At 43.3% G+C, this 263-nt stretch carries 1 tRNA gene and 1 other annotated feature (1 of these 2 running past the window's edge); the gene reads left to right on the top strand.

The features are described from left to right. Nucleotides 1-97, top strand: a sequence feature (16S ribosomal RNA rRNA prediction is too short) (it extends 687 nt beyond the left edge of the window). A 17-nt stretch (nucleotides 98-114) separates the two neighbouring features. Then, nucleotides 115-188 (top strand) — tRNA-Met (locus tag QF777_11890). The last annotated feature ends 75 nt before the right edge of the window (nucleotides 189-263 follow it).

Genomic DNA, 263 nt, shown 5'->3' with positions numbered 1-263 from the left:
GTGCGAAAGCGTGGGGAGCAAACAGGATTAGATACCCTGGTAGTCCACGCCGTAAACGATGCTGATTCCTCTTTGGATGACAAAAAAAATCTCTTCACTGAAAAGTGAAGAATCAATGAGATAGTTCAGATTGGTAGAACGTCGGAATCATACCCCGATGGTCGGGGGTTCAATCCCCCCTCTCATTAAATAGTTTTAAGTGGATGCTTAGGTTCAACACACAATATGGACGTGTATACATACGAAAAGTCGCTTGAAGAGAA

The organism is Acidimicrobiales bacterium, from assembly GCA_030747595.1.
GTDB lineage: Bacteria > Actinomycetota > Acidimicrobiia > Acidimicrobiales > MedAcidi-G1 > UBA9410.
This window is presented reverse-complemented; position numbering and strand designations above follow the sequence as displayed.